Origin of the sequence: Pseudocalidococcus azoricus BACA0444 (assembly GCF_031729055.1) — a bacterium.
GTDB lineage: Bacteria > Cyanobacteriota > Cyanobacteriia > Thermosynechococcales > Thermosynechococcaceae > Pseudocalidococcus > Pseudocalidococcus azoricus.
Genome location: NZ_JAVMIP010000030.1, coordinates 1 through 23,971, shown reverse-complemented (window position 1 = coordinate 23,971; position 23,971 = coordinate 1). Strand labels below are relative to the sequence as shown.

Sequence of the window (23,971 nt, the reverse complement as noted above, 5' to 3'; positions counted from 1 at the left end):
CAAGTTAAAAACTTCTTAAGGAAGGTGTGGCACTTATTGAAGACGTTTAAAATTATAAAATATCTATTTGAATTATTTTTAAGTCATTTTGTTCTCCATTCTTCTCATCTGACTATTTATGGTACGTTCTCATGAGCAATTGCTGTTTGCTATATACGGAAATTTTCTGCTTTTTAATCCCTATAGGGTACTTAGAAAGAAACTTGACATTCAGCCTAAACACCTTAATCATCTCTTTAGGTGGAATCTTTCAGTCTAATACCTAGTTCCACAGACGGCGATTCAAGATGTTTCGTTAGGATAATCGAGAGATGTTCCAATGATAGCGAAAGAGCTTGGCGGAATTGCGCCGTCTGTAGAACAAATGCGCTGTAGCCGACTGCAACTAGCATGGTTTGTGTGTGTCCAAGTTACTCGGCAGCTGCTAAACTTACTGCCGTTAGGCATTCACGAAAACACTACCAACAAAGGAAGAAAATGATACAAAGTAATCCCGTTGTTCACTTTGAAATCTACGTCGCAGACATGGAGCGCGCCAAAGCGTTCTATGAAGCTGTTTTTGAAACGAAGCTTGAAAACATGCCGAATCCAACGCCCGAAGTTGAAATGGATATGTGGTTCTTCCCCATGGACAAAGAAACCGGAATGTCGAAATACGGAGCGGGGGGAATGCTTGTAAAAATGGATGGATTCTCACCGGGTAGTGGTGGTACTGTGGTCTATTTTGCTTGTGAAGACTGTGCTGTGCAGGCTAGTCGAGCGGTTCAGCACGGTGGTAGTGTTGCGCAAGATAAGACTGCGATTGGTGAGCACGGTTTCTGCGCTTTAGTCCGCGATACGGAAGGCAACCTAATAGGCTTGCATTCCATGAAGTAATGCCTAACAAAGCGATGCACACGGAGCGGAAATGGCGTTCCGGTTTTCTCCCAATTACAAGATCAGTCGCGCCATTTCCGCCCGGTGATCGCCCGCGTTAGACTCCCTTATCTCATCAAAATTAGAGTATTTGACGGATTCAATATAAATTTCCTCACTTTATGTCCCCCGATTCTCGCCGTTCTGTAGGTTCGTTTATCTGTCTAATAGCTCTACCTTTTTGGCTGCTGTTTTTGGGTCATATGACACAATCTTCAAAGTCTGTCGAGGTTCAAATTACAACATCAACAGGCACTCTCTATGGCACACAGATCATTCCAGCGTCTAATGTGCCAGAGCCAGGGGTGCTGATCATTGCGGGTTCAGGTCCAACTGATCGCAATGGAAATAATCCTCTAGCCGGGCAGAATAACAGCCTCAAACTACTGGCTGAAGGATTAGCTGGTCACGGCATTGCCGCAATACGATACGACAAGCGTGGTATTGGAGAAAGTTCAGTCGCAGGGACTAAAGAAGTTGATTTGCGTTTCGATACCTATGTTGAAGATGCTGCACTTTGGATTCAGCAATTGCAGGCAGATTCTCGTTTCTCAAGCGTCACCGTGATTGGTCACAGTGAAGGCTCTTTGATTGGAATGCTGGCGACCCAAAAAACTGGAGCAGATGCTTTTATATCAATAGCCGGATCTGCCCAAACTGCATCACAAGTTTTACGAGATCAACTGCGACCTAGACTGCCAGAGGCATTATGGCAACAGAGTGAGCAGATTCTTGCGGCTCTAGAGCAAGGTAACACAGTGACCTCTGTTCCACCAGAACTAAACACGCTCTACAGATCGAGCGTCCAACCCTACCTCATTTCCTGGTTTCGCTATACCCCTGCCCAAGAGATTAGGCGTCTTACTGTCCCTGTTCTAATTGTTCAAGGAACAACGGATATCCAAGTATCTGTAAGGGAGGCGCAAGCCCTGAAGATGGCTAAGCCAGATGCGGAGCTTAGAATCATTGAGGGGATGAATCACGTGTTAAAAGCTGTTCCATTAGACCCTGAACAGCAAAATGCTTCCTATTCTGAACCAACGCTGCCAGTTGTGCCTGAGCTAGTTGATGGTATCAGTCAATTTATTCACAGCAATAGAATGCGCCGTGAGTCTAACCAGTTGCTGCACCGAAACGTGCCAAGGTAATTGGTTGAGTTGCAAAGGTTATCTGCGTCCGGTGAGCTTGGTCGTTAGGCCTCGGTGACAAAGTGATGCAGCAAGCTACCCTTCGATACGGTTTTCCAGTGCAGAGTTGGTTCGCAGGGCGATCGATCTTTCCCGCGATCGTGGTTTAATTTGGTTGATGAGGAATCGATCGGTTTTCTCCATCTTTTGCTCAGTTTTAGTAGCCAGCTTTGTCTTGCCTAACACGTTGGTGCAGCGGGCGGCGCGGAGATCTCTCATTTGCGGCCTTTTTTTATTTACCGCCGCACAACTTTGCCGTTAGGCGCCAATCCAGCTTTCAAGTCGTCGTGAGCATTCGTCGGCACTGCTTTCCATCAACCCACAACAGGAGATTCTATATGACCCAGCGTGACGCTGTTTTCCCCGCCGGTCGGCATGACCTCTACACGTCACAGACCTATTCCGCAGCGATCAGATCAGATAATCTCCTGTTCGTGTCCGGTCAGGTCGGCAGTCGCAGCGATGGCTCACCCGAGCCGGACTTTGAGGCTCAGGTTCGTCTGGCATTCGCCAATCTCGAGGCAACCCTGCAAGCGGGTGGATGCGGGCTTGAGGATATCGTCGACGTGACAACCTTTCATACCGATCCCGAAAATCAGTTCGGCACGATCATGACCGTTAAAAGCGAAGTCTTCCCGGAAGCGCCTTATCCGAATTGGACGGCGATCGGTGTCAACTGGCTCGCGGGGTTCGACTTTGAGATCAAGGTCATCGCCCGTATTCCCGGCTGATACCACCAGGTTAGAGTTGCCTTTAGGGGCACCGTTGGCACCTATTGTGAAACCTTATTTGAGTGGAAATAGTCAGAATACTATTCAATTTATCAAAGCGATAAAGGCGATTCATCCCAATCAGAAAATTATTGTGATTTGGGATAGTGCATCATATCATAACAGGGATGATTTCCATAAATATTTACATTAAGTCAATGGAGATAAGCTAGAACAAGAATGGCCGATTTACTGCATCAAATTAGCTCCATACGCACCGGAACAAAATCCGATTGAAGCAGTGTGGCTGCAAGTTAAAAACTTCTTAAGGAAAGTGTGGCATTTAATGGCTGTTTGAATTATTTTTAAGTCATTTTGTTCTCCATTCTTCTCATCTGACTATGTATGGTACGTTCTCATGAGCAATTGCTGTTTGCTATAGATAAGTCCAATTATAGCTCACTTATTAATGGGTATTGCTATAATTCTGGTCTATTCTCACGAATCATTACTGTTTACTATATGGCTTGACAAATTTTAGACATCTGCGAATGAGGTTGATGGCTTTTTTCTCTCATTTGTTTTACTGATCACCCTCCTCCCAAGAGAGTCGACATATTTAGAGCTAAATTGTGAACTAAAAACAAATTACTAAACCTTTAGGTTTTTAAATTTAACTAAAATTAACTGTTAGAGCGACTGCAATTTGACAAGCTGCATAACTCTCGATATAGGCTCATCAGCAGGAGCAACCAACAGCCAGTGATAAAACGATTGATGGTGATATAATTTTGGTGGCACAGGCCATGACTCTTGGGGTTTTAGAAATTTTGATTGCAACAACTAATCTAGGATATCTATCCAGGTTTATTGCAGCCGAGTTGCGCTCAAATATCACTCCAAGTTAACGGTCTAGTGATTGTTCCTAAATGCAAATGAGCGAGACGAGATTGATGACAACTCAACCCTATCTATCATTGCACTATTTTTCTTTTATCTAACTTGGAGTTTTACGATCGATGTTCCATCCATCCATATCCTTTTCTGTCTTGCTCCTGGGTTTGGCTGTAGGTTCCGTCCCTCTCATGCCGGCCGTTGCCCTTGAAGAAACACCAGTACTTTCGGCTAAAATTGCTCTTAAAGCCGCAGAGGCGGGTATTGAGGCCTGTCGGGTGCAAGGTTATGGGGTGACGGCCACAGTGGTCAATCCCGAGGGCAATGTCATTGTCGTAATTCGCAGTGATGGGGCAGGGGTTCATACCGTCCAAACGGCGTTTAATAAGGCTTATTCCGCAGTTACCCTGGCCAATAATCATAATCTTGACACCACATCCGGGATTCTCGCCTCAATGCAGGCCAAGGGGGCGGTTGGGGTTGGAACTTGGCCGATGCCACCGGATCCATTGCGGGGGATTACCCTGTTTCCGGGTGGAGTGCGCTTAATGTCGAAAGGGAAGTTAGTTGGGGGCCTGGGAATTTCTGGAACACCCGTGGGGATGACAGATGAGGGCTGTGCCTTGAAGGGTCGGGATGCCATTCTCAACGACCTCAAGTAATCTGATTGGGGCCGGCAATGTGGATGGGGATGTTAGGCTAATTCCTCTAAGCTCTTGCCATTCGGTTCTATTCTGACCATAAAGGTGATCACCCCTCCCAAAACTGCTGTCCCAGAAAGGATATAGAGGAGGGGAGTGGTGCCAATCTGCTCTCGGAGAATGGGGAAGAAAAATGCGGTCAATACAGCCCCAATTTTGGCAAAGGAGGCAGCAAACCCGGCCCCCAGGCCCCGAATTTCTGTTGGAAAGACTTCACCCGCTAAGAGATAGGTCATGGCATTGGGACCGAGGTTGTTCATAAAGTTGAAGATCATAAACCCGGCAAAGATCAGGAAAATCTTCAGTTCATGGCCATCGGGAATATCAGCCGCAAAGGCAGCAATCAGTAGCCCAACCGCGCACCCGCCAAAGCCGAGAATTTGGAGGGGAATTCGGCCAACTTTATCCACCAAGGGCAAGGAGGTCAAGAAGCCGAAAAGTAAGAATAAATCAATCACCCCAGAGCCTTCCGCCGCTACCATATCCTGGAAAATGAAATTAGAGCTTGTTTTTGTAAACAGGGTTGCGAGGATGGTGGGCGTAAAAATGCCGATCCCGTAGGTAGATAGGTCTTGTAAAAACCAGGGGACAGCGGCAAGGATAGTGGCCTGGAAGTATTGGGGGGAAAACAGGAGCCGAAAGCCGGGCCGGGCAGTTCTAAGGTTGAGACTAAGGGAGCCACGGTCAATAGCGATGGGGCGTTTCAGTAAGCGTTGGGCCGCCCGATGGGCCTCTTCAATCCGTCCCCGTGCCAATAGCCAATGGGCTGACTCGGCCAAGGTAAGTCGAAATAGAAAGACAATCAACCCAGGCCCGATTAAGGCTGCATACATCCACCGCCAGGCCTCGACTTGGGGATAGACCTTAAGCACGGCTAAACCAAGCAACACCCCACCTAATGAGCCAACGGATTGAAAGGCAAAGGCCCCCAACACCATCCGCCCGCGAAATTTACTGGGAATAGACTCCGAGACAATAATATGGGCAGTGGGATAGTCGGCTCCCAGGGCCAGGCCAACCGAAAATAGGGCCACAATCAGCACCCCAATGTTCCAGGCCAAGGCACAGAGCACTAAAAACAGCGTAAAGAGGGCCATTTCCCAGACAAACACAAACTTACGTCCAAGGCGATCCGCTAAGTTACCAAACAGGGACGCGCCGATCAAAATCCCAAAGAGGGTTGCGGCCGAAAGGACTCCATCTAAGGCTGCGGGTAGATCAAAATATCGCTCAAGCAGGGGTAAGGCAACACCTGTAATGAATATCACCATCCCTTCAAAAAATTTTCCCATCGCGGCTAAGGCCCAAATTCGCCATTGCATTGGGGTCAGGGGACGGGGAGGGGATTCATCAATATGAGCTTGCAGACTTTTAGGGATTATGGATTCCATAGATACTAGATGGGAACGATCACAAAAGGAAGTTTAGTATTTCCAGATTAACGCCGATATCACGAGAAAAGGCAGGACTGAAAATTTTAACCCGGACTAGGCAGCGACTCAAGATAAGGGTGGGGGAAAATTTAACAAGAAAGATAGATGGTATAAAAATCTCAGCCATCCCATTCCATAGATTGCTCCAAAACCCTAGAAATCTCACCAGCATTTCTGTAAGGGGGAGTTTTGCGGGTCAGTTAACGATTGTTCTGTCATCAATAACCAGGCCTGTTAGTTTCAGGAGTGGGAATTTTTATAAATAACTAAGGTGAAGTTTTCAACGGGAGAGCCTTGATTATAAGTTGAGGGTATAAATTCTACTCGATGACCTGCTTGAGTGAGTTTTTTGACAATGGGGTTGACATAGGCATGACGTTGGCGGGGATGGTTATTGGTATAAATGGGGTAGAGCCTAACTTGCTCCCGAGCGATTCGGAGTAACTCAGTCATGGCCTGGTGATGAAAGTCTAAATCAAAGGGACTATTGGGCAAAATTCCGCCAGATTCGATCGAACTATAGGCTAAGAGGAAATGTGCTGACAAGACCCAATCAAAGCTGTTATCGGCAAAGGGTAAACGGGGTAAACTACCAACTTGATAGGCCTGGGGCCGGTCTTTGAAATCGTGGTAGAACTTTTCCATTGCCTCTAGCTTGGCCTGGCTGAATTGGGCAAATATTTCATCAGTAAATGTTGGAAATTGATCCATACGCACCTGAGCCTGAGCCAAGCAAAAGGTAATATCTGTCTTGGCCCGTTCATAGAGTTGCTCTGCGGATTGATTTTGATAAACCGGATCACAGCCAACCACATCCAGGCCCCGGGCAAAACTTTCGGCGACAAAGGAATCTGGCCCAGAGGGACAATCTAAAATCTGTTTTCCCGCCAGTTCTGCATCGGTAAAACTAAACATTTGTTCATATTCGGCAAATGTCCGGCCAAAAAACACAATTCGAGGCAAATTAAAATCAATACTTGGTTCTAGAGCAGTCATAGGAAGCGAGATTAGCTGTACTTTTTTATTGTAGGCTGAATCGAGAGCTAACCCCAGGCCTGGAGACATCCATCTAAAAACAATTATCAACCCCCATCCATGAATTGAATAACGATAAACCCGATGCAACTTTTCCCAACCAGCATTCAGCCATTGATAGTCATCTCGTTCAGTATCAAAGATGAATTGACTTTGACATCAGAATTAGATACGTCATCTTCAGCATACTGAGTTAACAACTCTAGAATATTTTTACGATATTTATCTATTTTATCTATTGCAAGATTACCTCCTCTGTTGGAGATGGACAGTTAGTGAAATCTGATCCCAAGTAACGGCGACTTGGGTAAATTCATATAAATTCATATTGAACAAATATTTCAAAAGCATTGAGAGGAACCCCCAAGTATAAGTTCCGCTCAGGTTCTATGAATTCTAAATACTAGAAGATAACTTAAATATTGTCCTAATGCTGCATAAAAATCCGTAATCGTAGAAGGATTCAAAAAACTTTTAATTTCAACTTCACTGTTTTAGCTTCATGAGGCTGCTTCCCTCAATGCAAAGTTACGGTCGGTTTCCCCTAGTTCGCCCCCAGGCCCCGGATCCTCTAGGATCAAAGCATTGAATCACGAATTAAACCTTGTGGATGCGACCATGACAACCGAGACAGCAATCAAAAATCCTCTCCTGATTGGGGATGGTCTGCCCCCGTTTGCGGAAATTGAACCGAGCCTAGTTGAACCCGCCCTCAAACAACTCCTGCTTGAACTGAATCAGGAACTGACTGACTTAGAAACAACTGTCATCCCAACTTGGGAAAAATTGGTCGAACCCGTTGAACGATTGGGAGAACGCCTGGCCTGGAGTTGGGGGATTGTCAATCATCTAATGGGGGTCAAAAACAGCCCGGAATTGCGCGCCGCCCATGAAACCATGCAGCCCGGAGTGATTGAGTTTTATAATCGTCTCGGCCAAAGCCAACCCCTGTACCAGGCCTACAAAGCTCTACGAGACAGTGCGGAATGGGAGACCCTCGAACCGGCCCAAAAACGGATTATTACCGCCGCGATTCGGAGTGCTGAACACAGTGGTGTGGGCCTGGCAGGGGAAGCCAAGGAGCGGTTTAACCAAATTCAACTGGAACTGGGGGAACTAGGAACGCAATTTTCCAACCATGTCCTCGATGCCACTAAAGCCTTTCGACTCAAACTGACTCACCTTGATGAAGTGGTTGGATTACCCCCCAGTTTGCTGTCTTTAGCGGCCCAAACAGCCCGAGCGGACGGAGAAGAAACCGCCAATCCTGAAACTGGCCCTTGGCATATCAGTTTAGATTTTCCCAGTTTTGGCCCCTTTCTCCAGCACAGTCAACGGCGAGATTTACGAGAACAGGTCTATCGGGCCTATATCAGCCGGGCCGCCAGTGGTGAGTTAGATAACCGGGAGATCATCGAAAAAATCCTCAAACTGCGGCAAGAAGAAGCCCAACTTTTAGGGTTCAAAACCTATGCCGAACTCAGCCTTGATGGCAAGATGGCGACCGATGTGGATGCCGTGGAAAAACTCCTGGAAGAATTGCGCCAAGTCAGTTTCCCGGCCGCGGTCAAAGAAATGGAGGAATTACAAGCCTTTGCCAGTGACCATGGACAACAAGAACCCCTCGAGCATTGGGATATTGGCTATTGGGCCGAGCGACAACGGGAAGCAAAATTTGCCTTTAACGATGAAGAATTGCGCCCCTACTTTTCCCTGCCACGGGTGTTAGAGGGTCTGTTTGGCCTGGCCTCGCGGTTATTTGGCGTAACCATTACCGAAGTGAAATCTGGTATTCCCGTCTGGCATCCCGATGTCCAGTATTTCCAAATCAAGGATGAATCTGGGGCGGAAATTGCCGGATTTTATCTCGATGCCTACAGTCGGCCGGCGGAAAAACGGGGCGGGGCCTGGATGGATGATTGCCTAGGGCGGGCTAAGTTCAAAGTCGGGACGGACTTCAAAACCCGTTTACCCGTGGCTTACCTGATCTGTAATCAAACCCCACCCATTGATGGCAAACCTAGCCTGATGACCTTTGGGGAAGTCGAAACTCTGTTTCATGAGTTTGGCCATGGCCTGCAACATATGCTGACTCAAGTGGATTATCCCAGTGCTGCCGGAATTAATAATGTCGAGTGGGATGCGGTGGAGTTACCCAGCCAGTTTATGGAAAATTGGTGCTATGACCAGGCCACGTTATTTGGAATGGCCCGCCACTATGAAACCGGAGAGATTTTACCGGAACACTATTACGAAAAACTCTTAGCGGCCCGGACCTATCGTTCTGGGAGTGCCATGTTGCGGCAGTTATACTTCAGTTTGGTGGACTTAGAACTGCATCATCGCTATCAACCCGGTGGCCCAGAGAAAATTAACGATATTCGGGATCAAATTGCCAAAATCACCACAGTTTTACCCCCTTTACCGGAAGATGCCTTCTTGTGTTCCTTTGGCCATATTTTTGCCGGGGGCTATGCGGCTGGGTACTACAGTTACAAGTGGGCCGAGGTCTTGAGTGCCGATGCCTTTGCAGCCTTTGAAGAAGTGGGCCTGGACAATGAAGCTGAAGTTCAAAAAATCGGGCGGCGGTTCCGGGATACGGTGCTTGCGCTCGGAGGTAGTCACCCCCCTATGGAAGTGTTCAAATCCTTTCGCGGCCGGGAACCAGAAACCACGCCGTTATTGCGTCACAGTGGCCTGGTTAGTAGTGGCCATTAATCCAGTCCAAATACTTGTTCTCCAAAGCAGTTCTAGGCATTGTTTTTTGTGGAATCAATCTCACCGCCTCCCCCTAATGAAGTCCAGGCCCTGTTTAACCGCATTGCTCCGGTCTATGATCCCCTCAATGATTGGTTAAGTTTGGGCCTGCATCGGGTCTGGAAACAAATGGCTGTCAGATGGTCACGGGTTGGGCCAGGCCAGGCCGCATTGGATGTCTGTTGTGGGAGTGGGGATTTAGCCTTACTACTGGCGCGCCAAGTTGGAATCCAGGGGCAAGTGGTGGGGTTAGATTTTTCTGCCGCTCAACTAGAGATTGCTCAAACTCGCAGTCGGGGCCTGGGGCAGATTGCTTGGATACAGGGAGATGCCTTAAATTTACCGTTTGCGGATCACAGTTTTGATGGGGCTACCCTGGGCTATGGCCTGCGCAATGTCGGTGATATTCCCCAATGCCTGAGTGAGCTATATCGAGTTTTACGGCCGGGGGCCTGGGCAGCGATTTTGGATTTTAGTCATCCCCAAGCGGCGTGGGTGAAAGATTTCCAGGCCTGGTATCTTCAGCAAATAGTTGTTCCTTTGGCCAAAACCTATAACCTCACTGAAGAATATACCTACCTCATTCCTAGCCTGGCGCGCTATCCCAAACCCCCAGAACTGATCACGATGGCTCAAGCTGCTGGATTTCAGGCAGTGACATTTTATCCCTTAATGGGTGGACTGATGGGAGTCTTGGTGGGGCAACATCCTTAGATTCTTGGCCTGGTGATCTCGCGATTTGGCACAATAGGAACTGGAAAAGAGTTGGCGAGGTAGTTGCGGGGGTAGTCATACTCCTGAGGAAAGTCCGGGCTTCCGAAAGATCAGGCCTGCTGGGTAACGCCCAGTGCGCGCGAGCGTGAGGATAGTGCCACAGAAACATACCGCCGATGGCCGATGGGCACAGGTAAGGGTGCAAGGGTGTGGTAAGAGCGCACCAGCAATATCGAGAGGTATTGGCTCGGTAAACCCCGGCCGGAAGCAAGGTCACGAGGGTGCAAGGGTTGATCTTTTTCCTGCCCCGCTAGCGAGAACCGCAAGAGGCATTTGGTAACAAATGTCCCAGATAGATAACTACTCTTTGGTCACAAAGAACAGAACCCGGCTTACGTCTAACTCTTTTCCTTTTCCAATCCGAGTGAATCTCCCCCAATGCCTAGACTAGAAATGGTTCCCCTACGGCCAGGAAAGTTGGCGATTCGGTAATCCTACGGAGTTCTTTCGTCCCCTAAGTCTTGTAGGGTGGGAGACAGGGTAATTGTTAAGAAACATAAACTTCATAGAACGAGATACCATGTCCCTTTCCCCGATGACTCGCTACTATATCCGCCGGATGCTACAGCAAAATGCAGTTGCTTTGGGTATTACGGCTGTTCCATTACCGATGACGGATGATGCTGAAGATTCAGCCTTTCTTGACCAACTCAACCGCATTGAGTCATTGACGAGTTCTAAATTGGCAGAATTAGATCTGGTTGTGCGTTTACATCAATCTTTGAGTCGGCATGGTAGTAGCTATCACGCCTATCTGCATAATTTAGAAGCAAAGTTGTTTTCTTTGATGGGGCTAAGTCTAAACTCACTGCCAGCCCTTGAGGAGCCAACCTTGCCGCTTTATTTTTCTGGAACTCTCAAGTCTCTGCCTCAACCCAGTATCTCCTTAGCAGATGCCCTCGCTATTTTGAACCAAGTCAGTAGTGTTGCGAGAAAATATCTAGGGGAGCTAATCACGCGTAACTATTGGCATACCAGTCGTCCCCACAGTAGTTGGTTTGCTGATTATGAAGTTAATGGTGCAGCTGAAATCCTCTATCGTCATCATCGGATTCCCCAAGAAATTTTATTAACCCCAGAACAACTGAATCAACTCCAGGCCTGGTTAACGGCGTTTGTCAGTCAATGCCAACGCGTCCTGCCCCAATTTAATCGGATGCTACAAAAAGTCGGTTTAGAGGCAAAAGTTCCCGGCCTGGGTTGATGCTCAGGAATACCAAATAGATTCAATCTGAGATAGGGTCTTGGTCATCGTTTCAGGCTCTTGATTATGGAGTAATACCGTCACATGGCCCAGCTTCCGGCCTGGATAGGCTTGAGTTTTACCATACCAATGGACAGTGGCTTGGGGAATTTGGCTCAGGGTTTGGCGTTTTTCACCGTAGTCGGACGTGGCGGTTTCAAAGCCCAAGAGGTTGATCATAACGGCGGCAGGAGATTGTAAGCCCGGATTGCCTAGGCCCCGGCCGGTAATCGCGAGTAGATGTTGGGCAAACTGACTGGTGTGACAAGCTTCAATCGTGTAGTGACCGGAATTATGGGTGCGGGGGGCAATTTCATTAATCAGGAGTTGGTCTGCATCGGTCAGAAAAAATTCAATCCCCAAGATACCGACAAAATCTAAGGCCTCTAAGAGGGTTGCTGCCATGGCCTGGGCCTGGGTTATCATCTCAAGACTAGCCTTAGCTGGAGCAATGACTCGCCGGCAGACTTGATTCTCTTGCTGGGTTTCCACGAGAGGATGGAGGGCTATTTCACCTGATGTGGAGCGAGCGGCCATCATCCCTAACTCACAACGGAAGGGTACAAAGGCTTCCACTAAAAATGGTTTGAAATCAGGATGAGCTTGCCAAAAAACATCCCAGGCCCCGGCATCTTTTATCACAAACGTCCCTTGCCCGTCATAGCCATGTCGTCGCGCTTTGATCACCACAGGAAACTGAAATTTTTGAGTTAATCCGGCAATGGTTGAGACGTGATCCGCACCCACAAATTTTGGCACGGGTAAACCCAAAGATGCTAAAAATTGCCGTTGGTCTAACTTGTCTAACAGGGGGGTCAAACTGCTTAAACTCGGTCGAAAACACACACCCGTATCAGCCAGTCTTTGTAATCCAACTAAATCAACAAATTCATTTTCAAAAGTGATCACATCTACTTTTTGGCCTAGGGCCTGGGTGGCGGCCAGATCATCAATTGGGGCATAAATCACCTCATCGGCAATTGTCACCGCTGAATCCGTAGCATTGGGTGTTTGGACAACTACCGTAATGCCTACATCTCGGGCTGCTAACCCCAACATCCAGGCCAATTGCCCGCCACCAATGATCCCAATCCGTTTTTGAGTTGGGTTAACCATGGGAGTCCTGTTTGGATCAGTCATTGGCTCTTAAGCCCGCCATTTCACCTTGGGCAAAATGTGATTGTGATCCACCCGCTGTTTGTACTTGATCGCAAAGTTTAGGAGGGAATCCAGGAGGGAGTCAGAAAGGTAATGGGGTTGCAGGCCCAAATCCAAAAGTTTGGTGTTTTTAGCATTGAAGTAATGCTCTTCTTTTTCGACCCGTGGGTTTTCGAGGTTGCTAACTTCAACTTTGATTCCCAAGGCCTGGCCCGCTTCCTTGACCTTGTCAGCCAAATCGGCAACACTAAATAGCTCTGTAAACTGGTTAAAGACCCGGAATTCTCCAGCCGCCGCAGGGGTTAACAGGGCTAACTCAATACAGCGAACCGTATCCCGAATATCCAGTAAGCCACGGGTTTGACCGCCCTTACCATAGACCGTTAACGGATGCCCCACCGCGGCCTGGATACAGAACCGATTCAACGCTGTGCCAAAGACCCCATCGTAGTCCAAGCGGTTGATCAACAACTCATCCATACCCGTTTCTTCGGTCAGCACCCCATAGACAATGCCTTGGTTCAGATCAGTCGCCCGGAGTCCCCAAATGCGGCAAGCAAATTGGATATTGTGGCTATCGTGAACTTTACTCAGGTGATAGAAGCTACCGGGCTGTTTGGGATAGGGGAGGGTATCTTTACGGCCGTTGTGTTCAATCGTGATGTAACCTTCTTCGATGTCAATGTTCGGCGTACCATACTCACCCATCGTCCCCAGTTTGACCAAGTGACATTCCGGGAAATGCTCGTGGATCACATAAAGCAGATTTAAGTTGCCAATCACATTATTCGATTGGGTCAAGACGGCGTGTTCCCGGTCAATCATCGAGAAGGGGGCAGAACGTTGTTCACCAAAATGCACGACTGCATCCGGTTGAAAGGTAAGCATTGCGGACTTGAGGAATTCGTAGTTGCAGATGTCGCCAATGAACAAGTCGATTGTCTTGCCCGTTAAATCGCGCCATCGCTGTAACCGATATTGAATAGGTGCAATTGGTGTGAGGGTTTCGATACATAACTCTGCATCCCAATGTCGCCGGACTAAGCTATCTAAAATTGCAACGTCATGTCCCCGATTGGATAAATGTAATGCTGTTGCCCAACCGCAATACCCGTCGCCGCCAATGACCAGAACTCTCATACTGTTTTACTGAAGTGAGTGTATGAATGGCCCCATTGTTAACTGCGCTACAGTTGTCCATGTTGGCCTTGCTACCACGTTACCAGGAATACGCCTCCTTACAGGCCCGCATGAATAAAATTCTGATTTTCCCAGTTCTCGGGCTGCTATTCCGAAGCCACATCTTAGTTCCAGCCCCGCTGGCTTACTCAATCACAAAGAAATAGCGTAACGATTCGGGATAGTTTCCGGCTATTAAGTCCAACACATCATAGGGGCAGGATTCGGGAAACTGGGCCTGGGGTAGTCGGGTTTCAATGGAGGCTTCTTGGCGCGATTTTTGATACCACTTTACTTCGTTAGATCGTAAATAGTTTTTCAGGCTGGGGGAGACCTCAACTAACTCAGTGATTTCTCGGACTCCATCTAAAATACTCGATACCCAACTATTGTGATAGTCCGTGGCCTGGGGTTGAGCCTCTAGCTTGAGTAAATGCTTGACAACTCGAATCCATTGGCTGCTGAGGGCATGACGTTCTGAGCGTCCCAAGCTTTCCATCTCCTCAATTAAGTTTTCTAAGTCCAGGCTGGCAAAGTCTTTAGCTTTTAATCGGGCTACCGTCTCCGCAATCCAATCAACATAATCTACGTCATAGAGGGTAGGAGTCGTTACAGTCATCATCCAGGCCGGGTAGTTTGCGATGTTTCTTGGGTTCTCTGTCTGCTTTGTATTGTGGCATAAGGCCAAGGGGAAAGGGTTTAGGCCCGGTTACTGGGGGGTAGCTTCAATCTTAGAACAGTCTGCATAATGCTATAGGCAACAATATCAGCCTGATAGACATCCAAAGGTAAGCAAGATGCAAGCATGGGAAATTGCAATTAAAGAGGAGCTTCTGATTCCACCGATTCCAAGGGTTCTGGGGGGCGATTGCGCTCAAGGTCATTTAAGAGAGATAGAACTTTTGTGCCCCGTTCCAAAGAGCGATCTTCGACAAAAACCACTTCTGGAGTCCGCCGCAGCCGAATCCGTTGCCCCAATTCACTCCGAACGTAGCCCGTTGCTGCCTTTAGGCCTGCCATTGTTGCTGTGCGGACTTCATCAGTTCCATAGATACTGACAAAAATTTTGGCGTGCTGTAGATCCCCGGAGACAATCACATCCGTAACGCTAACCATGCCATTGCCGACTCGCTCGTCTTTGATGTTGTGGACTAAAAGCTGACTGACTTCGCGGCGGATCAGTTCTGCGACCCGTTCAACACGTCTGGGGGGGGCCATGATTTTCTCCTGAATCGGGGCTTGCACTTTTTCTATCTTATCCAACTGGGTAGCAGGGCCTGGGGTGACGGTCTGACTTAACTTCGGAATCACGAATATAATCAGGTGAGCATTTACGGCGTTTTGTTTCCATGGTTCAACCGACTCATAAGTTCAGTGCCCAGGCCTGGCATCAATTTTTAGCCATTGCCCAACCCTATTTTTTTCCCAGAGAGGTGAAGCGCAGTGGGGCCATTTTCTTGGTGCTGTTGCTGCTGATCATGGCCTTCATGTTCGGGGTACTGTTTGTCCTAGTGAGTGGGATCAGCCTGGCCTTAAATGCCCTATTTCCAGAGGTTTTTGGTCAGGTTGCTGGCGGGTTTGTCAAGCTCATTCAGGGGATTTTAGGGGGGCCAGGCCTGGGGGTTATTCTGGCCACCTTGATTATTCCAGCCGCAGTTTTTATCTTTTTACGTCGCCAAACCCTGCCCCGCAGCCAGGCCTGGATATTACTGGGCTTATTGTTGATGCTTTCCCTGTCCGTCAGCGGCTTAAACGTGATTATTAGCTATGTGGGGCGATTTTTCCAAACAGCTTTGGCCGAAAAGGATCAACCCACTTTTTGGCGATTTTTGTTTGTCTATGCCGGGGTATTTGTCGTTGGGACACCGATTGTGGTGATTTATCGCTATGTGCGGGAATATCTGGGTCTGCGCTGGCGGGATTGGTTGACTCGCAGCTTTTTGGAGCGTTACTTTCAAAACCGGGCTTATTACAAAATTGAATCCCAGGCCGACATTGATAACCCCGACCAACGGATTGCCGAAGATATTCGCGCCTTTACCCAAACTTCCCTTGGTTTCTTGTTAATTATTTTGGGCAATGTCATTGATTTGATTGCCTTTTCGGGGATTCTCTGGTCAATTTCCCAAACCCTAACGGCCACCCTAATTGTTTATGCCATTGTCGGGACAATTATTACGGTGTTATTGGGGCAACGCTTAATCCGACTGAACTTTACCCAATTGCGGCGAGAAGCCGATTTTCGCTATGGCCTGGTTCATGTCCGGGATAACGCCGAATCCATTGCCTTTTATCGGGGAGAACAGCAGGAGTCACTCCAGGTCCGGCAACGCTTTGTGGAAGTTTTGCGGAACTTTAACCTACTGATTGGTTGGCAACGGAATTTGGGATTTTTTACCACCGGCTATAACTACCTAACCGTCATTGTCCCCTCCTTAATTGTTGCGCCGATGTATTTCCGGGGAGAGATTGATTTTGGGGCAATTTCCCAGGCCGGATTTGCCTTTAGCCAAGTCTTAAGTGCCCTCTCGATCATCATTGACCAGTTCACTAGCTTAAGTGCCTTCATTGCCGGTATTGAACGTCTGGCTGGCTTTACGGAAGTTCTCGAACCCATTCCCCCCTCTGCTGAACATCCAGAAATTATGGTCACTGAAGCTAATGAATTGAGCCTCAAGGATGTGACGGTCCAAACGCCCAACTACGAACGCACTTTGGTGAAAGACCTATCGTTTGCTTTACAACCGGGCGAGGGGCTGGTGATTATGGGGCCAAGTGGGGTGGGGAAAAGCTCTCTTTTACGCGCAATTGCTGGCCTGTGGAATTCTGGCTCTGGGGAAATTGTCCGCCCGGCTCCGGGAGATGTTTTGTTTCTGCCCCAACGGCCCTATATGCTCCTTGGCTCCCTGCGAACTCAGTTACTTTATCCGGCGGCTAATCCCCAAACCACAGACCAGCAAATTTTAGAAGCCTTAGCGGAAGTTAATCTGGAACATTTACCCGATCGGGTTGGGGGCCTGGATGTGGATTTGGATTGGGCGGATGTCCTATCTTTGGGAGAACAACAACGACTGGCCATTGCTCGTTTGCTCTTGAATAATAGCCCCTATGCGATTTTGGATGAAGCCACAAGTGCCTTAGATCTAGCCAATGAAAAACGGGTCTATGAACGCATTCAGGCTATGGCGACCAGTTACATCAGTGTTGGGCATCGGGACAGCTTACGGCAATATCATCATTACGTTTTAGAGTTAGATAGCGACCAGGCCTGGCGATTGAAAGCAACTCTTTAGGGTGATGAATCTGCCTGAAATAAATTAAACTCAGGCCTGTCCCATAAAACTCTTGCACTACTTTTTATTTATTTTGGACTTGTGTGGATAGAGTCTGAATTTTGATCTGTTGGATTATAACACCTTAATCCAGAAACCAGCAGTGATAATCTGACCATTACGGTTGAACTGTCCCCAAATTTTGTACATTCCAGGTTGAGGAAATACTGTGGCAAAATTAACATCACCTGAGAATTTCTTAGTGGTTGCATGGGCGTGAATATAGTCTTTTCTGCTCAGACTATCAGACTGCTTCAGAATCACAAGATGCCCCAATTCGCCAAGATAGGGTTGTAAATCTGGAATTGGTTGATTTTGACTGGAATCCCTGAGATTAAAGGTAAGATTAACCGATTCACCCGCTTTAACAGTCACGGGGTTTAACTCCAGGCCAACTATTGTGTTATCAATTACCTGGTTCTGGCTTAAATCCGGTTGAGTCCGTACCGCATAAATTCCTCGAACAGCCGTTTTTAACACGGAAACTACCTCAGACTCTCCGGCTGGCTTATAGTCTGCAAAAAAGAGATAATTTCCTGGATCGGGCAATGTGACGGTCACGCTAAAAATACCTTCACCTTGATATTTGGGATGCAAATGCTCAAAAAAGCTCAGATCATGACTGACTGTAATTAAGTGCATTAGTTTCTCTTGAAAAACATCAAATTTCTCAATGGATTGGCCTGACTGATCCTCTACCTTAAACGTTAAAACTGTGGGGGTATTGGGGGCAATTTCTTCAGGATTCACTAACCGAACCTTGGGGGTAGCAGATGGATTATGATGGCTACTATGTTCATCACTGCCTTGAGTAGAATGCTGACCTGGCCTGGTTTGAGTATCAGAGTGATTCATACCCGCATGAGCAGATCCGGCTGTGTAAGACGATGCGGTTGTAGTTTTTCCGGAAACTTGAGTGATCACAGCAATGGCTAACAGGGATAGGGTTCCTCCAAGGATGATTAATAATTTCGATTTAGCTAACATTTTTTACCTCAACATTCCTTGTAAAGACGAATAGTCCTGACTCTCATTCTCAGGAATGATTATGAAATCAAGATGAAATCAGGGCAATTAATATTGATGTGAATACTCTTGAATCAGAGCCATTTCCGCCCCCAGACGTTGATTTAAGGTTGGGATATTCACTGATTCAGGCTCGGTCGGAGAAAATAGCAACATGACTCCCATCAAAGCCATAATGGCGTTTTCGCCAAAACTAACAACCCCCAACGGTGCTTTAGAATTACCACCCACACAAGCACAATTCAAGGCTAACTTATCAATAAAAACTGCCTTAAAAACAGAAGTTGCGCCACTAACCCCAACCACTAATGCACCCACGCCAGTCACGATCGGGGCCAGGCCGGATAAAATTCCCAGGCCAATAAACAACTCCAAAAATGGGTAGATTTTGCCATAGGGCTTATAGCGTTTTGTCACTAAGTTGTATTTCGCAAAGCTCTCAGCAAAGGCATCCACATCCATCAATTTCAATGAGGCCAACATGGACAGGGCAATTCCCATAAACCCGGTAAACCCTAAAGACGTAGCCAAGGTCATTAAACCCGCTGTTGAAAGTAGGGCAATCACAGGAGTGTAGGAATATTCTGGGGCCTGGGCTTGCACGTCAAAATAGGCCGCTAAATCGGTATAGCCCCCAATGCGAGTCCCCTCCCAGAAAATTTGCGGCGTGGTTTTCACCTGATGCAGGGCTTTGAAATCTTCAACTTCGGCTTTCGTGGTTAAGCGAATATCTTCAAAGGGAATGTTTTTATCGTTCAGTAAGGCAAAAGCTTTTACTCCCCATGGACATTCATGGCCTGGCATAGACATCCGATAGACTTTCACAGGGATTGCAGTACGACTTAGGTTCATAGCTTTGACTCCCAATTCATGAAACATATCCGTACGCTAAAGTCTGAAGTAGACTTGAGAGTCAAGCGTTTTTTCAAGATTTTTCTGACACCTCCTCCAGTCCTAAAAATTAGGGATTTGACCAAGCAATCAGGGGTATCTGTGCCGACCTTGCGCTATGACGAAACCTTACAGTTAATTGCACCACCGGAGCGGGGCGAAAACGGCTATCCGTCAATATGGATGATTATTGAGCAAAATGCATGATAAACAGACTGTATGGAGGGTTATTGAGCGTTTTACTGTATGAGCACTAGTTATGCGGCTGAATTCTCGGTGAAAGCAGCAATCTGAAACGACCTTTTGACTTCAAGGGTGTAAGGATAAGAAGGCGTTTGCAGCAGGAGGTGCAGGAATGTTATGGCAATACAGCTATAGCTTCGATCTCCACTAAAAATTCTGGAAACGCCAGCCTTGAGACTTGCAGCCAGGCAGACGAAGCAGGTAGAGTATGACCTTGATAAAACTCCGCACGAACAGGCATTGCTTCTTCTTTAAATCTGTCTATATCTGTTGTAAAGATTGCTTCCTTGATGACATCACTGAATGTCACTCCATGAACTTCTAAGATGCGCTGCAAATCTTCATAAATACGGCGCGTTTGCCCACGTATATCTCCAGGAGCAACTAACTTACCTTCATCATCAAGGCTGACTGTACCGGAGATATAGAGAGTACTACCAACTGTGACTGCCTGAGCGTAACCGAAATCTTTTGTAAAATCCTTGCCGTGATAAAAAACTTCTTTGCTTGAGCGTGACATTATTACTTAACCTCGTTTCATGTTGAGAAGTTTGTGTACGTCGATTTTTACAATTGTGGAGCCACTTAGCAAGTAGGCAGTTTTTAGACAGATACTTACCAAAGGGATACCATTGTGTAAGCAAACAACTTTCAACAAGCAAATATGGTAAGTAGTAGTGTCGTAAGTTCTGATGCATGGCATGAGTGTAGCGAAAGATACTTATCTGAGGAGTGCCCAGTTAGTGAGGTATTAGATTTAATTGCTCACAAGTGGATGGTGCAGATTATCTATTACTTACACAAACAAGAGGTTGTTCGGTTCCGTCAACTTCATCGTCTTGTATCACCAATCACACAAAAAGAATTAATGAAAAAGCTGCGAGAACTAGAACATACAGGACTAATCAGCCGCACTGTATATGCAGAGGTTCCACCCCGCGTTGAGTATCAATTAACTGAACTTGGCAAGACACTGGTGCAACCTGTGATTGCTTTAGTTTATTGGGCGGAGTAAAATAAAGATGTAATGAAGTCTCATTCCCATACATAAAGCACCGCATAACAATTCCGTTGCACACCGACCGTTGAAAGATAATTGGTTGAGTCCGAAAGGTGGTTTGCGGCAGGTGAACGGAGTCATTGGGCGGCTTTCGATAAATGGTGTTGGCAGCATTTCAAAGTTATCTGTCAATGTTCGGTCTCAACTTGAGCTTTATTCTTTAGCAACGATCAAGCAAACTTGATCACTCTCTGTTGAGATTGAGAATCCATAAATACTTGACAGCTTTTGCCTGATATTGGTATAAGATTGTCATGCTAAAAAACAGTGTTATAGGTAATAATGGTGTTACAGATTACCGAGCAGCGCAGAATTTGCATCAGCAAGCACTGCGTCAAGGAATTTTGGACGATGCAAGTAATTTACTCCTAAGCGAAGGATTACAAGCATTGTCCATGCGGCGGATTGCTCAAATGGTTGGATGCTCAACGACTGTCCTTTACACTATGTTTGGGAGCAAGCAAGGATTGGTCGATGAGTTGTACTTGAAAGGCTTTGCCAGATTGCGACAGGCATTAGAAGCTGTCCCAAAATCCGACAATCTGCTGGAGTACCTCATCGCTTTAGGACAAGCATACCGAGCTTTTGCGTTAGCAAATTCGACTTATTACGCAGTAATGTTCTGCCAAACCAGCCCGGAGTTTACACCCACTCAAAACTGTATTCAGCAAAGTTGGTCAAGCTTTGTGCTCCTTGTTAGTACGGTTCAAGCGTGTATTGATACAGAAATTTTCGTGAAGGACAACGCTCAAGAAGTCGCGAAGATGCTTTGGGCGATCGTACACGGTCATGTTGGATTAGAACTAACAGGACATTTCAAGGATTCGACAAGTGCTGACGATCGCTTTAATCGCACCATCCGCACCATTTTAGCTGGATTGACCCATCAGCAGTTCTCTGATCAGAAACAACGTAAATGATGCAATCTTCCTGGTATGCTTGGCTCCTGGTTCTTATCGCCGCGATCGCGAATGCAGCAGGCACGATTTTTCTCAAGCAGTCTCGTCTCACAGCCTCTGGTACAGGGTTTACCACAGTATTAGTTTCTCCCTGGTTTCTGAGTGCATTGGTGATTTATACCTTTGGATTGCTCTTATTTACTCAGGCGTTGGGAAAATTGCCTGTTTCTGCGAGTCAACCTGTGATGTCAGCGGTTAGTTTTATCTCAGTTGCCCTGATCGCCAACGTGATATTTGATGAACGATTGTCATTTACCCAATTCGTTGCTGTCGGTTTAATTATTGTCGGAATTACTGTGATGACTCGTTCGTAACTATCATGACTCAAGCTAAGTTTCTACAAGATCGATACGTCAAAATCGGATCAATCAAAACTCGCTACTGGTGTGCAGGAGATAGCGGAAGTCCTATTGTTCTGCTCCACGGAGCGGGAAGTTCAATTGAAGCTTGGAGCCGGAATATTCACGCACTGGCTCAAAGTCACCAAGTTTATGCCTTTGATATGGTTGGTTCCGGTTTATCGGATAAACCATTCGCGAATTATTCATTGGAGTATCAAGGGCAATTTCTCAGAGACTTTATTAACGCTCTCAAACTTCAACGTGCAGCGTTTGTTGGACACTCAATGGGTGCGAGTCTTGCACTTAAACTCACGCTGGAGTCACCTGAACAGGTAGAGAAATTAGTTTTAGTCTCCACGTTTGGATTAGGACGAGAAATTAGCATTGCCAGCCGCTTATTAGCTGCATTCCCTCTTATCGTTCATTTATCTCAACCCAGCCCGAGAAATGTTAAGTTAATTCTGCAACAGAATGTCTACAACCTCAAGTCAGTGCCAAATGAGTGGATTGAAATGCGGTCTGAAGCTTTCAAATTACCGGGCCGCAAACAAGCATTTGTTTCGTTCTTGAAAAGCAACATCAATTTACTAGGGGTTCGGAGAAGCGTCTTTCGTCCGATAGTTAGCAGTCTTGCTAATGTCACAGTACCAACTCTAATTATTTGGGGTAAACAAGACAAAATTGTGCCAGTTGCTCATGCTCATATTGCAGCGAGGCAGATTCCTAACGCTCATTTGCATGTCTTTGATCAATGTGGGCATTGGGCACAGTTTGAACATCCACAAGAATTTAATCAGCTAGTTGTAGAGTTCTTGACAGCAGCCCAACAAATCGATGGAGCGGTGGTTTGAAGATTTCACATTTCGGTTCAGTCTTATTTGCGGCCACTCATCTTGGTCGTTAGGCTGCTGAAGTTCATGGTGAATTCAGTATATAGCAATCCGTCTTCATTTGTGAGAATGTTTGATCATCACTGCCCTTGGTAAGGAGTAGCCCTTCTTTAAGCCTAGGGTTAAGTCAAAATTTATCAGGCACAAATAATCTTGAGCTAATCTCACGAATCATTACTGCTTGCTATATCCAAGTTAGTAATGGGATGTTTAGCTTTAGTAGCTAAAATTGAGAGCAGTTGTATTGTTGGGGTCTAGCTGATTGGGGATCACAGATAAAACTAGAAAAATTTTGTGGGGGCATTCTGGAAATCGTTGTGCGATTTGCAAACGTGAGTTAACTATGGATGCTTCTCCTGGTAATGATGAGTCTATAGTCGGAGATGAGTGCCATATTGTTGCTAGAGAATTAGGAGGCTCACGCAACGATTCAAGCTTTCCTGCTAACAAACTGAATTCTTATGAGAATTTGATACTTCTCTGTAAAATCCATCACAAAATGATTGATGATCAGGTGAATACTTACACCGTTGAGACTTTACGTAAAATAAAAAAACAGCATGCTGAGTATGTGCGTCGTGGATTAGAACCAGTAGTTTTTCAAGGATATTCTCACGAGCCTAAAGTCCCTGTTGGTGTTGATGTAGTTGAAAAAAAGATTGGTATCCTTTCCTCCAATCTTGCAAACCTTTCTGAACAAATTGAAATTGTCCGTTTCAAGGGAAAGTTGCTTGCAGAGGAATACTATTGGAATGGTTCAACAAGTCCGCATCGACTCGAACTTTATCAAGTTCTAAGTGGTAGATACGTCGTCTACCATTGGTGTGTTCACAACGCGGATTACGAAGAAGCTACATTAATTGGTGCTAATGCTTGGGATGAAATCGACCCACCTTTGACACTTGAACAATTACAAGAGGATTTTCCATCTCTAGCTACACAGGCAAGACTATTTCGTATAAGAACTCTGGAGCTATATATAGCAAACAGCAATTGCTCATGAGAACATACCATACATAGTCAGATGAGAAGAATGGAGAACAAAATGACTTAAAAACAGTTCAAATAGATATTTTGTAATTTTAAACGTCTTCAATAAGTGTCACACTTTCCTTAAGAAGTTTTTAACTTGCAGCCACACTACTTCAATCGGATTTTGTTCCGGTGCGTATGGAGCTAATTTGATGTAGTAAATTGGCCATTCTTGTTCTGGCTTATTTCCATTGACTTGATGTAAATATTT

The 23,971-nt window shown here is 46.4% G+C and carries 23 protein-coding genes, 1 other RNA gene and 1 pseudogene; 15 read left to right on the top strand and 10 right to left on the bottom strand.

What is annotated here, in order from left to right:
* Window positions 1–480 precede the first annotated feature (480 nt).
* The 4 genes from RIF25_RS16710 to RIF25_RS16695 all read left to right on the top strand — a co-directional run bounded on the left by RIF25_RS16710 (window position 481) and on the right by RIF25_RS16695 (window position 4,368).
* Complete coding sequence (locus RIF25_RS16710) at window positions 481–876, top strand: VOC family protein (protein ID WP_407682469.1); 396 nt, start codon at window positions 481–483, stop codon at window positions 874–876.
* A gap of 161 nt (window positions 877–1,037) precedes the next feature.
* The gene (locus RIF25_RS16705; protein WP_322879653.1) at window positions 1,038–2,063 is read left to right on the top strand and encodes an alpha/beta hydrolase; all 1,026 of its coding nucleotides are present in this window, start codon (window positions 1,038–1,040) and stop codon (window positions 2,061–2,063) included.
* 377 nt (window positions 2,064–2,440) lie between these two features.
* The gene (locus RIF25_RS16700; protein WP_322879652.1) at window positions 2,441–2,833 is read left to right on the top strand and encodes a RidA family protein; all 393 of its coding nucleotides are present in this window, start codon (window positions 2,441–2,443) and stop codon (window positions 2,831–2,833) included.
* Between the two features lie 1,064 nt (window positions 2,834–3,897).
* Complete coding sequence (locus RIF25_RS16695; RefSeq protein WP_322879651.1) at window positions 3,898–4,368, top strand: GlcG/HbpS family heme-binding protein; 471 nt, start codon at window positions 3,898–3,900, stop codon at window positions 4,366–4,368.
* Between the two features lie 32 nt (window positions 4,369–4,400).
* On the opposite strand, the gene RIF25_RS16690 is transcribed toward RIF25_RS16695, so the two are convergent.
* From RIF25_RS16690 to RIF25_RS17470, 3 genes and pseudogenes are all read right to left on the bottom strand, one after another.
* Complete coding sequence (locus tag RIF25_RS16690; RefSeq protein ID WP_322879650.1) at window positions 4,401–5,729, bottom strand: MFS transporter; 1,329 nt, start codon at window positions 5,727–5,729, stop codon at window positions 4,401–4,403.
* A 351-nt stretch (window positions 5,730–6,080) separates the two neighbouring features.
* Complete coding sequence (locus RIF25_RS16685; protein WP_322879649.1) at window positions 6,081–6,836, bottom strand: hypothetical protein; 756 nt, start codon at window positions 6,834–6,836, stop codon at window positions 6,081–6,083.
* Window positions 6,837–7,194: 358 nt separating this feature from the next.
* Window positions 7,195–7,360: pseudogene (locus RIF25_RS17470) on the bottom strand (element excision factor XisH family protein); the annotation flags it as partial.
* Window positions 7,361–7,493: 133 nt separating this feature from the next.
* Between RIF25_RS17470 and RIF25_RS16680 the strand changes: the two are divergent.
* From RIF25_RS16680 to RIF25_RS16665, 4 genes are all read left to right on the top strand, one after another.
* On the top strand, window positions 7,494–9,593 hold the full coding sequence (locus RIF25_RS16680; protein ID WP_322879648.1) for a M3 family metallopeptidase: 2,100 nt from the start codon (window positions 7,494–7,496) through the stop codon (window positions 9,591–9,593).
* A 48-nt stretch (window positions 9,594–9,641) separates the two neighbouring features.
* A complete protein-coding gene (gene ubiE / locus RIF25_RS16675) occupies window positions 9,642–10,346 on the top strand; it encodes a bifunctional demethylmenaquinone methyltransferase/2-methoxy-6-polyprenyl-1,4-benzoquinol methylase UbiE (protein ID WP_322879647.1) in 705 nt (234 codons plus the stop codon).
* Between the two features lie 47 nt (window positions 10,347–10,393).
* Window positions 10,394–10,756: RNase P RNA component class A (gene rnpB / locus RIF25_RS16670), an RNA gene on the top strand.
* A gap of 170 nt (window positions 10,757–10,926) precedes the next feature.
* Complete coding sequence (locus RIF25_RS16665) at window positions 10,927–11,610, top strand: hypothetical protein (RefSeq protein WP_322879646.1); 684 nt, start codon at window positions 10,927–10,929, stop codon at window positions 11,608–11,610.
* 3 nt (window positions 11,611–11,613) lie between these two features.
* Here RIF25_RS16665 and RIF25_RS16660 read toward each other — a convergent pair whose 3' ends face one another.
* The 4 genes from RIF25_RS16660 to rbfA form a co-directional block, all read right to left on the bottom strand.
* Window positions 11,614–12,765 carry a 5-(carboxyamino)imidazole ribonucleotide synthase gene (locus tag RIF25_RS16660; RefSeq protein WP_322879645.1) on the bottom strand — a complete coding sequence of 384 codons (1,152 nt, stop codon included), beginning with the start codon at window positions 12,763–12,765 and terminating at the stop codon, window positions 11,614–11,616.
* Window positions 12,766–12,795: 30 nt separating this feature from the next.
* Window positions 12,796–13,947, bottom strand: coding sequence for an NAD-dependent epimerase/dehydratase family protein (locus tag RIF25_RS16655; protein ID WP_322879644.1), 1,152 nt, complete (start codon window positions 13,945–13,947; stop codon window positions 12,796–12,798).
* Window positions 13,948–14,131: 184 nt separating this feature from the next.
* Window positions 14,132–14,605, bottom strand: a complete 474-nt coding sequence (locus tag RIF25_RS16650; protein ID WP_322879643.1) for a DUF29 domain-containing protein — start codon at window positions 14,603–14,605, stop codon at window positions 14,132–14,134.
* A gap of 200 nt (window positions 14,606–14,805) precedes the next feature.
* Entirely contained in the window at window positions 14,806–15,204 is a 399-nt protein-coding gene (gene rbfA, locus RIF25_RS16645) for a 30S ribosome-binding factor RbfA (RefSeq protein WP_322879655.1), read from the bottom strand.
* Window positions 15,205–15,335: 131 nt separating this feature from the next.
* Between rbfA and RIF25_RS16640 the strand changes: the two genes are divergently transcribed.
* Entirely contained in the window at window positions 15,336–17,279 is a 1,944-nt protein-coding gene (locus RIF25_RS16640; RefSeq protein WP_322879642.1) for an ABC transporter ATP-binding protein/permease, read from the top strand.
* 114 nt (window positions 17,280–17,393) lie between these two features.
* On the opposite strand, the gene RIF25_RS16635 is transcribed toward RIF25_RS16640, so the two are convergent.
* Window positions 17,394–18,305 carry a hypothetical protein gene (locus RIF25_RS16635; RefSeq protein ID WP_322879641.1) on the bottom strand — a complete coding sequence of 304 codons (912 nt, stop codon included), beginning with the start codon at window positions 18,303–18,305 and terminating at the stop codon, window positions 17,394–17,396.
* Between the two features lie 87 nt (window positions 18,306–18,392).
* Entirely contained in the window at window positions 18,393–19,196 is an 804-nt protein-coding gene (locus RIF25_RS16630) for a MauE/DoxX family redox-associated membrane protein (protein WP_322879640.1), read from the bottom strand.
* A 117-nt stretch (window positions 19,197–19,313) separates the two neighbouring features.
* On the opposite strand from RIF25_RS16630, the gene RIF25_RS16625 reads away from it, so the two are divergent.
* Window positions 19,314–19,442, top strand: a complete 129-nt coding sequence (locus tag RIF25_RS16625) for a MerR family DNA-binding transcriptional regulator (protein WP_322879639.1) — start codon at window positions 19,314–19,316, stop codon at window positions 19,440–19,442.
* Between the two features lie 151 nt (window positions 19,443–19,593).
* On the opposite strand, the gene RIF25_RS16620 is transcribed toward RIF25_RS16625, so the two are convergent.
* Entirely contained in the window at window positions 19,594–19,998 is a 405-nt protein-coding gene (locus RIF25_RS16620; protein WP_322879638.1) for a RidA family protein, read from the bottom strand.
* 144 nt (window positions 19,999–20,142) lie between these two features.
* On the opposite strand from RIF25_RS16620, the gene RIF25_RS16615 reads away from it, so the two are divergent.
* The 5 genes from RIF25_RS16615 to RIF25_RS16595 all read left to right on the top strand — a co-directional run bounded on the left by RIF25_RS16615 (window position 20,143) and on the right by RIF25_RS16595 (window position 23,731).
* Complete coding sequence (locus RIF25_RS16615) at window positions 20,143–20,493, top strand: winged helix-turn-helix transcriptional regulator (protein ID WP_322879637.1); 351 nt, start codon at window positions 20,143–20,145, stop codon at window positions 20,491–20,493.
* 299 nt (window positions 20,494–20,792) lie between these two features.
* Window positions 20,793–21,458, top strand: coding sequence for a TetR/AcrR family transcriptional regulator (locus RIF25_RS16610; protein ID WP_322879636.1), 666 nt, complete (start codon window positions 20,793–20,795; stop codon window positions 21,456–21,458).
* Complete coding sequence (locus tag RIF25_RS16605) at window positions 21,458–21,811, top strand: DMT family transporter (RefSeq protein WP_322879635.1); 354 nt, start codon at window positions 21,458–21,460, stop codon at window positions 21,809–21,811. Before RIF25_RS16610 ends, RIF25_RS16605 begins: the two co-directional genes overlap by 1 nt.
* Window positions 21,812–21,816: 5 nt before the next feature.
* The gene (locus RIF25_RS16600) at window positions 21,817–22,689 is read left to right on the top strand and encodes an alpha/beta fold hydrolase (protein ID WP_322879634.1); all 873 of its coding nucleotides are present in this window, start codon (window positions 21,817–21,819) and stop codon (window positions 22,687–22,689) included.
* A 301-nt stretch (window positions 22,690–22,990) separates the two neighbouring features.
* Complete coding sequence (locus tag RIF25_RS16595; protein WP_322879633.1) at window positions 22,991–23,731, top strand: HNH endonuclease; 741 nt, start codon at window positions 22,991–22,993, stop codon at window positions 23,729–23,731.
* The last annotated feature ends 240 nt before the right edge of the window (window positions 23,732–23,971 follow it).

Bases quoted from the DNA above. Each gene is read 5' to 3' on its own strand.
- RIF25_RS16705 (WP_322879653.1), top strand. From the start codon at position 1,038: ATGTCCCCCGATTCTCGCCGTTCTGTAGGTTCGTTTATCTGTCTAATA.
- RIF25_RS16700 (WP_322879652.1), top strand. From the start codon at position 2,441: ATGACCCAGCGTGACGCTGTTTTCCCCGCCGGTCGGCATGACCTCTAC.
- RIF25_RS16695 (WP_322879651.1), top strand. From the start codon at position 3,898: ATGCCGGCCGTTGCCCTTGAAGAAACACCAGTACTTTCGGCTAAAATT.
- RIF25_RS16690 (WP_322879650.1), bottom strand. From the start codon at position 5,729: ATGCAATGGCGAATTTGGGCCTTAGCCGCGATGGGAAAATTTTTTGAA.
- RIF25_RS16685 (WP_322879649.1), bottom strand. From the start codon at position 6,836: ATGACTGCTCTAGAACCAAGTATTGATTTTAATTTGCCTCGAATTGTG.
- RIF25_RS16680 (WP_322879648.1), top strand. From the start codon at position 7,494: ATGACAACCGAGACAGCAATCAAAAATCCTCTCCTGATTGGGGATGGT.
- RIF25_RS16665 (WP_322879646.1), top strand. From the start codon at position 10,927: ATGTCCCTTTCCCCGATGACTCGCTACTATATCCGCCGGATGCTACAG.
- RIF25_RS16660 (WP_322879645.1), bottom strand. From the start codon at position 12,765: ATGGTTAACCCAACTCAAAAACGGATTGGGATCATTGGTGGCGGGCAA.
- RIF25_RS16655 (WP_322879644.1), bottom strand. From the start codon at position 13,947: ATGAGAGTTCTGGTCATTGGCGGCGACGGGTATTGCGGTTGGGCAACA.
- RIF25_RS16650 (WP_322879643.1), bottom strand. From the start codon at position 14,605: ATGACTGTAACGACTCCTACCCTCTATGACGTAGATTATGTTGATTGG.
- rbfA (WP_322879655.1), bottom strand. From the start codon at position 15,204: ATGGCCCCCCCCAGACGTGTTGAACGGGTCGCAGAACTGATCCGCCGC.
- RIF25_RS16640 (WP_322879642.1), top strand. From the start codon at position 15,336: ATGGTTCAACCGACTCATAAGTTCAGTGCCCAGGCCTGGCATCAATTT.
- RIF25_RS16635 (WP_322879641.1), bottom strand. From the start codon at position 18,305: ATGTTAGCTAAATCGAAATTATTAATCATCCTTGGAGGAACCCTATCC.
- RIF25_RS16630 (WP_322879640.1), bottom strand. From the start codon at position 19,196: ATGAACCTAAGTCGTACTGCAATCCCTGTGAAAGTCTATCGGATGTCT.
- RIF25_RS16620 (WP_322879638.1), bottom strand. From the start codon at position 19,998: ATGTCACGCTCAAGCAAAGAAGTTTTTTATCACGGCAAGGATTTTACA.
- RIF25_RS16615 (WP_322879637.1), top strand. From the start codon at position 20,143: ATGGTAAGTAGTAGTGTCGTAAGTTCTGATGCATGGCATGAGTGTAGC.
- RIF25_RS16610 (WP_322879636.1), top strand. From the start codon at position 20,793: ATGCTAAAAAACAGTGTTATAGGTAATAATGGTGTTACAGATTACCGA.
- RIF25_RS16605 (WP_322879635.1), top strand. From the start codon at position 21,458: ATGCAATCTTCCTGGTATGCTTGGCTCCTGGTTCTTATCGCCGCGATC.
- RIF25_RS16600 (WP_322879634.1), top strand. From the start codon at position 21,817: ATGACTCAAGCTAAGTTTCTACAAGATCGATACGTCAAAATCGGATCA.